This window comes from Bacteroidota bacterium, assembly GCA_034723125.1.
GTDB lineage: Bacteria > Bacteroidota > Bacteroidia > CAILMK01 > JAAYUY01 > JAYEOP01.
This window is the reverse complement of record JAYEOP010000492.1, coordinates 1-8,289: the sequence shown is the minus strand read 5'-3', so window position 1 is coordinate 8,289 and position 8,289 is coordinate 1. Positions and strand designations below refer to the sequence as shown.

Here is an 8,289-nt window from a genome sequence, read left to right as displayed (position 1 = left end):
GTAAAATTTGTTGCTCACAACGATTATGGCTGTCTTGATTCATCTTACAAAACAGTTTATGTTTTTCCTAATCCAAACGTTAATTTTTCAATTGATGACAGCAACCAATGTTTTAATGGAAATCATTTTAATTTTACAAACAGTTCAACAATAAACACAGGTACTCAAACTTATCTTTGGAATCTTGGCGATGGAAATACGTCAACCTCAAATAGCCCCGGACACAGCTATTCAACTGATGATACTTTTCAAGTTAAACTTGTTGCTACTTCCAATCTCGGATGTCAGGATTCACTTTCAAAAACCGTTTATGTTTTTCCTTCTCCTCAAGCTGTGTTCTCAATAAATGATAGTCAGCAATGCTTTAATGGAAATTCTTTTGTTTTTACAAATTCTTCAAATATTAATACCGGAAATCAAAATTATGTCTGGTATTTTGGCGATAACGATACATCTTCAACAGCAAGCCCTACTCATTCATATTCCTCTGATGACACTTTTGCTGTAAAACTTGTTGCAACCTCCAATCTTGGATGCAAGGATTCCGTTTCACATACAACTTACGTATTTCCTTCTCCAAATCCCGCTTTCACAATTGATGACAGCAATCAATGTTTTAATGGAAATCATTTTAATTTTACAAACAGTTCAACAATAAACACAGGAACACAAACTTATCTTTGGAATCTTGGCGATGGAAGTACGTCAACCTCAAATAGCCCAGGATACATCTATTCAACTGATGATACCTTTCAAGTTAAGCTTGTTGCTACTTCCAATCTCGGATGTCAGGATTCACTTTCAAAAACCGTTTATGTTTTTCCTTCTCCTCAGCCTATATTTTCAATAAATGATAGTCAGCAATGCTATGCTACAAACAATTTCGTTTTTACAAATTCTTCAAGCATAAATTCAGGAAGTCAAAATTATCTATGGCGATTTGGGGATGGAAACACTTCTAATTTAAATGCACCAAATTACAGCTATTCTTATGACGATACTTTTACAGTTCGCTTAGTGGCAACATCAGCTTTGGGTTGTAAGGATTCAATTGAAAAAACAACTTATGTTTTCCCTTCACCAAATTCTTCATTTTCAATAAATGACAGTTCGCAATGTTATTTCCAAAATAGTTTTAATTTTACAAATTCCTCCTCTATAAATACAGGCACCCAATCCTATCTTTGGAATTTTGGTGATGGCAACACTTCAATAAGCACAAACTCTGGACACAGTTATATGACTGACGATACTTTTACTGTAAAATTATTATCAACTTCTAATCTTGCTTGTAAAGACAGTATTTCTAAAACTGTTTATATACATCCTATGCCAAACGCAACTTTCACAATAAACGATAGCACCCAATGTTTGTATGCAAATAACTTTTCATTTAGCAATAATTCTTCAATAACCTCAGGAAACCAAAGTTTTGTTTGGGATTTTGGAGATAATGGAGACACTTCTTCTATTCAAAGCCCAAATTACTCATACAGCTATCACGATACTTTTAATGTTGTTCTTTTTGTAACTTCCGAACAAGGTTGTAATGATACAACAACTAAAAAAACTTTTGTATTTCCTATGCCTCTCGTTGGTTATTCGATAAACGACAGTTCACAATGTTTTAGAGACAACTATTTTGTTTTTACCGATAGCTCCTCAATAGCATCAGGTACTTTGTCTTACAAATGGTCTTATGGTACTGGTAATTCCTCAACAAATCAAAACACAGCTAATTCCTACAACACATGGGATACATTTCAGATAGAACTAAAAGTAACGTCAGGATTGGGCTGTACCGATTCTCTCGGGAAAACAGTTTATGTTCATCCTATGCCAAATGCAGGATTTTCGACAAATGACACTTCTCAATGCCTTAGCGGTAATTATTTTTCATTTACAAATAATTCAACATTAAGTTCCGGTTCAATGAATCATGAATGGTTTTATGGAAACGGAGATACAAGCTCTTCTTTGAATGCAAACAATTCCTACATTAATTTTGATACTTTTAATGTCAGATTAGTATCCATTTCCGCAGTTGGTTGTAAGGATACTGCCGAGCAATTAGTTTATGTTCATCCTATGCCAAATGCAGATTTTACAATTAATGATAGCACACAATGTTTTGAAGGAAATAATTTTGTTTTAACAAATACTACATATTTATATTCGGGAAGCATGAGTTACAATTGGCTACTTGGAGATTCCTATTCCACAACTACAGAGGATGTAACTCACAGTTATTCAACAGCAGACACTTACGCTATCGACCTGATTGTAACTACCGACCAAGGTTGTATGGATTCGGTAACAAAACATTCATACGTTTTTCCAATGCCTGTTGCCAACTATGCTATTTACGACAGTTCTCAGTGTTTTGATCAAAATGCTTTTGGCTTTACAAACCTTTCTTCCATAAGTTCAGGTACATTATCATACGAATGGAGTTTTGGAGATGGTGATAGTGCTTTTACTTTCAGTCCTGTTCATTCCTATCCTTATGCAGATACTTTTGTTGTAAAACTACTTGCAACATCAACACTTGGGTGTAAAGATTCTATTTTCGGGATAACCTATGTTCATGTTCATCCAATGCCTGATGCACAATTTTTTATTGCCGATTCGGCACAATGCTTAACCGATAATAATTTTATTTTTACAGATAGTTCAACTATTAGTTCAGGAACATTCTCCCATTACTGGGAATTTAATGATGGAGATACTTCCCAGACTCAAAACCCACAACATTCGTATAGCACTTTTGACACTTTTGATGTAAAATTATTGATAATTTCTGATTGGGGTTGTAAGGATTCTATTTTAAGAAAAACTGTAGTGTTCCCTATGCCAAATGCAGATTTTAGTATCAATGACAGTTCACAATGCCTTTACGGAAACAGCTTTACTTTTAGCCAAACCTCAACTGTTCCATGGAGTTCACTTTCTCATGAATGGACATTTGACGATGGAGATTCTGCTTCAATATCTGTAACAAATCATACTTATTTAAATCACGATACTTTTAATGTTCAACTTATTTCAACATCTCCATTCGGCTGTCCCGATACAGTTTCTAAAAATGTGTTTGTTCATCCAATGCCTTTTGCCAATTTTGGCATTAATAATTCAGCACAATGCTTAAGAGGAAATATTTTTGATTTTTATGACAGCACAACAATCGCTTCAGGAACATTATCATATCTTTGGAATTTTGGAAACAGTGATACCTCAACACTACAAAACCCATCACAGACATATTCAAATCATGATACTTTTGTTGTAAAAATGATAACTTCCTCAGCAATGGGATGCTTGGATTCATTGTCAAAAACAGTGATAACCCACCCAATGCCTGTTAGTGATTTTTCAATTAACGATAGTCAGCAGTGCTTTAACGAAAACTATTTTGTTTTTGCAAATAATTCTACAATACCTTATGGAGCTACAACATTCGTTTGGGATTTTGGTTCAGGTGATTCCGCTTACACTAAAAATACTGACTACACTTATACTTATGACGACACTTTTGCTGTTCAACTAACTTCAACATCATTCAATGGGTGTAAAGATACTTTTACACTTCACACTTATGTATTTCCTTCGCCTCAACCTTCATTTACAATAAATAACAGTCGTCAATGTTTTAACGGAAATAATTTTGTTTTCACAAATACATCAACGATAAATTCAGGAACAATGAGCTATTCATGGGACCTTGGTGATGGAAATTCTTCAACACAGCAAGACCCAACTCATGCTTATGCAAACGATGACACCTTCTTAGTTACATTAGTAGTGAACTCAGGACTTGCTTGTGCCGACACAACATTCAGAACTGCAAATGTTTATCCTTCGCCTGTTACAGTATTTTCAATCAATGACAATTCCCAATGTCTGCTTGATAATTTTGTAGGTTTTACGAACACATCAACTATCAATTCAGGTTATCTTTCTTATAAATGGAGCTTTGATGATGGTAGTAATTCCTACAATAAAGACACTTCACATATTTTTAATACTTACGATACATTTAATGTAAAATTAGTTACAAATTCAAATCTTAACTGTAAGGATTCTTTAACAAAACAAGTGTATATTCACCCAATGCCCCTTGCAGATTTTGATATTAATGATAGCTCACAATGCTTGAGAGGAAATAATTTCTCCTTTACCAATACTTCAATAATTCCATACGGAAGTATGAATTATTCATGGAACTTTGATGATGGCAATACATCAACCCAACAAGACCCAAGCAACAGCTATAAAAATCATGATACTTTTACTGTTAGCCTGATATCAACATCTTTAAATTCATGCAGAGATACGATTTACAAAAATTTATTTGTCCATCCAATGCCTTTCTCGGATTTTGACATTAATGATACTTCTCAATGCTTAAGAGGAAACAAATTTGCTTTTACAAACAACACAACAATTACTTCAGGAACCCTGACTTACAATTGGTCATTTGACGACAACAACTTTTCAATCCTTACAGATCCTGTTCACAAATATTTAAGTTTTGGAAATTATAATGTAAAACTTATTGCCTCATCAGGGCTTGCTTGTTTGGATTCAACACTAAAATCTATTTATGTACGACCAATGCCAAATGCAGACTTTAGCGTAAATGACAGCACACAATGTTTAACAGGAAATGACTTTAATTTCACAAATACATCATCAGTAGCTTATGGTTCCCTGACTTATGTTTGGGATTTTGGAGATACGAATTCATCAACAAATAAAGATGTTCAAAACAAATATTCTAAAGATGGAAGCTATAAAGTAATGCTTATTTCTACATCAGACTATTATAATTGTCCGGATACAGTTGTAAAAGATATGATAGTTCATCCGATGCCTGTTGCAGACTTTAGGCATGTTACACCTTGCCTGATGGATACAATTAAGTTTTACGATAAGTCAACGATAAATTCACCTGATAAGGTAAATAATTGGAAATGGGATTTTGGAGATGGTTCATCAGCTTCATTCCAAAATACATGGAATATTTATCAAACTGCCGGAACTTACACTGTTTCCTTAATCGTAAAATCTAATAATCAATGTCCTGATACTACTTCCCAAGACCTAACATTCTACAGTCTTGTACCTGCTCCTTTCCTTGACAGAGCTACAGTTGAAGGTGAAGAGATTTTAATTGAATGGGATAAAATTACAACAGGACGACCAAAAGTATTTGAATTGGAAAGATCAATTGATAAAGTCAACTATTCAAATATTGCAAATTTTGATGGTAATATTTTAGATTACATTGATGAAAACGTAAATGTTAATTCAGAATCTTATGCTTACAGATTAAAAGTTATTGATAGTTGTGATTACAACAGTCCTTACAGTAATATCGGTAAATCCATTTTATTGTCAGTTGAAAATACTGACGAATTTCCTGTGCTAAGATGGACACCTTATGAGCTTTGGCCCTCAGGAATAGAAAAATATTCAATAAATGTAAGTGATAGATACGGTAATAATGAGCTACTAATAAAAAATGTTGACGATAGCGTTTCAATGTACATTGATGACAGGACAACCCTAAATCAGGCAAACTATTGCTACAGAATTGCAGCAGTTAGAAATAGTGATGGACAAGTCAGCTATTCAAATACAGTGTGCATAGAAACACCTTTCAATATTTTTGTTCCTACAGCTTTTACTCCTAATGGTGACGGACTTAATGATGAGGTAGTTATTAAAGGTTCTTTTATTGTTGATTTTACAATGCAAATATTTTCAAGGTGGGGAGAATTGCTATTTGAAACAGAAGATATTACAGACCGCTGGGATGGCACCTACAAAGGAGAACTATGCCCCGAAGGAGAATACTACCTTTATATTTATTCAAGAGGCACTCTTTATCAACATGAAAAATACAAAGGAACGATTATGTTGTTAAGGAATTAGTGATGGGGAGGATGTTGGAGAAATATATGCTTGCCTTCGGTCTTTTCTTTGTATAAATTTCATAGTATAGAAATTATTCCTTTGGTGGCAAATTATCTTTATCTACAAATTGTTGATTTTTTTAGACAGTCTGACGGTGGCAATATGATAAGTTGGGCATTTTGAAGCACCAATATTTCATTTTACTACAATGGTTATTTAAAGTTAAATCGTTCATATTTAGCATTTTCTGCCCAATTTATTATATTAGGTGTTGTGTGTTCGTGCTTTCTTTTATAAACTTTCTTACTTTCCTTTTCTTTCTCGTTTTTAAGAATTTACTAAAGGATTGTTTTTCTTTTGTTGTTAATGGACGATTTACAACTTCAATGTCAATACTGTCCTTTTCTTTTGTAGTTTTCATTTTGTTCTTTATTAAAATATTGTCTAATCAGTTTAAGTGCTGCTGGTGTATCAATGAACATTTGGTCTCCATGAAATATTGTTGCACCCAAACTTGTTTTATAATGATTGACTAATTTTGTTTTTGCAATAAAGGAAACTACTCCATCGTATCCTTTCTCAAATGCAAGTCTGCAAGCAAAAGCCACTAAATTTCCAGGAACACCTTCGTATAATTTGTTCTTACCCTTGTTGAACTTTGCACTTTCGATCAAATTCATAAATATGTGATCATTGTTGTCTGTTATGCTTATAAGTCCCTGATTTATTTTCTCATTATTTTCAATAACCAATTTATAAACTTCCTTATTTTCATCTTGAATTTCTTGTCTCCAATTAAAAATCCAATCCTTTTTTGTAATCCCTTTTTCGCTAACAGTAACTTGAATAATCTTAGTGTTAAATTGATCTCAACTTATTGTATTCCGAATTGAGTTTGTTAATCTATCTATTATTATATCAATCATTTATCATAGATGTTAAAAGGTCAAAGATACTAAAATATTGTTAATTTTCAAAAAAAATCGATGTGATTTTTTTATTCAGCATGCCACAGAACGGTTAGTATAAGATTAGTAGCGGATTTAAGGTGCAAAACTTTCAGTTTAGAACTGAACTTTTAACAACGATACTACTTTATAATTAGTACTAAACCGCTATTAATTTTATACAGTGTTAGTGGCTTTTATTTATTTAAAGTCGGTTGTGCAGCTTGTTCTATATATGCAATTCCATTATGATTCTCAATTATTTTAATACAAAGAGTGCTTGAAAATGTATGCATAAAAGCGTGATGAGTTGTTAATACAGCATCTTGAAAATCTTGGTCGGTTTCTAAATCAGTAATGTTTAGTCCTATTTCTGTACACTCTCTTTTAGAAATATGCCTTGCGTGAGATTTTTGTTCAGTGTGGTTTGAAAAAGTGCTAACTATTTTTTTGACTTTATCTGTATCTCCTTCGCACATATTATTTTCAAGCCATTCAAACACCATTTTTTCAGACCATTCAATCGCCTGTTTACAAGCCCCCAAAAAAGTTGGATGGTATTTGCTAATAATGACTTGCCATAGTGCTGCTGATTGGGGGTTTTGCTTTATATCTTCTTTCGCTTGTTCAAATTCATTCAGTACAGCTTGACAAGCTAAACCACCCATTTGTGGGTCAATAGGACCTAAATTAGAGTGTTTACCCATTACAATCTCTTTGGAGGCAAATGCAATCATAGTACCTGCTGACATTGAAATTTGCGGGACGATAACACGAATGTCTTTACCATACATAGAATATAGATAGTCAACAAGAGATTCTGTTGCTGCAATATCTCCACCTGGAGTATGTAAAATCAAGTCTAATCCTTTAGTTCTGTCCAGCTTATTTATTGTAAGCATAAACCCAGATTTATCTTTGTCTCCAACTGCTGTTCCTGCTACTTGTGGTTTTTGAAGCCAACCTGAATAATACGCTATTGTATTTCTTCCAGAAATTTCAGAAACCTTTTTTAGGTATTTCCTTCGGACTGTATCAAGTGGATTTAATTTAGGATTTTTCTTTTGTTCTTGTTGAATTTCAAGAATGACTTCATTCCAATTTGGCATATTATAAAGATTTAATCAATGTAGTGCTTCCTAATGTTTCAACTTGAACATAGGAATTGTCATACATTGAAAGCTTTTGAAAATAGTCACCATCTTTTGCCCATTGGGTATCAACCACAACAGACTGTTCAGTAGATTTTACAACCTCATTATATTCAGTAGTAAAATCTTTAACTTCTACTTCTTTATTTTTCGAGTCATTTTCCATATTGCAAAGATAAGAATTTTTAATCAAACGTATTATTTTTATATAAATTGTCTATGTTCTAATTGCCACTAACGGTTTGAATATGGTGCGTTTGGCATTTCAACGC

General features: G+C 33.2%; 4 protein-coding genes. 1 reads left to right on the top strand and 3 read right to left on the bottom strand.

The window, feature by feature from the left end:
* On the top strand, positions 1-5,937 hold a 5,937-nt coding region (locus U9R42_12740; protein ID MEA3496884.1), incomplete at its 5' end, for a PKD domain-containing protein.
* A gap of 371 nt (positions 5,938-6,308) precedes the next feature.
* Here the strand turns inward: U9R42_12740 and U9R42_12735 are convergent.
* From U9R42_12735 to U9R42_12725, 3 genes are all read right to left on the bottom strand, one after another.
* The gene (locus U9R42_12735) at positions 6,309-6,671 is read right to left on the bottom strand and encodes a hypothetical protein (protein MEA3496883.1); all 363 of its coding nucleotides are present in this window, start codon (positions 6,669-6,671) and stop codon (positions 6,309-6,311) included.
* Positions 6,672-7,063: 392 nt separating this feature from the next.
* Complete coding sequence (locus tag U9R42_12730; GenBank protein ID MEA3496882.1) at positions 7,064-7,975, bottom strand: S49 family peptidase; 912 nt, start codon at positions 7,973-7,975, stop codon at positions 7,064-7,066.
* 1 nt (position 7,976) lies between these two features.
* Positions 7,977-8,210, bottom strand: a complete 234-nt coding sequence (locus tag U9R42_12725) for a hypothetical protein (protein ID MEA3496881.1) — start codon at positions 8,208-8,210, stop codon at positions 7,977-7,979.
* Between the last annotated feature and the right edge of the window lie 79 nt (positions 8,211-8,289).

Excerpts from the sequence above, each read along its gene's own strand:
- U9R42_12730 (MEA3496882.1), bottom strand. The coding sequence starts at position 7,975 with ATGCCAAATTGGAATGAAGTCATTCTTGAAATTCAACAAGAACAAAAG.